This is a genomic window from Leisingera sp. ANG49 (assembly GCF_059694505.1).
Genome location: NZ_JCATZN010000063.1, coordinates 1 through 414, shown reverse-complemented (window position 1 = coordinate 414; position 414 = coordinate 1). Strand labels below are relative to the sequence as shown.

The 414-nt window shown below is 65.7% G+C and carries 1 protein-coding gene; it reads left to right on the top strand.

The genetic code is table 11. From position 1 onward, the window contains the following. Positions 1-414 (top strand): transposase (locus AC58NV_RS23745; RefSeq protein ID WP_497229331.1); only part of this gene is annotated, 414 nt, incomplete at both ends.

Genomic DNA, 414 nt, shown 5'->3' with positions numbered 1-414 from the left:
TGGGGCATGCGTTGATGGAGAACCGGCACGGGCTGGTTGTTCAAGGCGACTTGACCCATGCAGACGGCCGCGCCGAACGCAAGGCCGCATTGGACATGCTGCACCGCCACTCCCCCGGATCGACCCGGCAGCTGACCTTGAGTGCCGACAAGGGATACGATGCGGCCGAATTCGTCGCGGATCTCCGCCAGGCCTGCGTCACCCCGCACGTCGCCAGGAAGGCGCGGCATTCAGCAATCGACGGGCGCACAACCCGGCACAAAAGCTATGCCCTGTCCCAGAAGCACCGCAAGCGGATCGAGGAGGCGTTTGGCTGGGCTAAGACCGTTGGCGGGATGTCCCAGACCGTCTATCGCGGCGTCGAGCGGGTGCGGTCGCGCTTCATCCTGACGCTCGCCGCTGGAAATCTCGCCC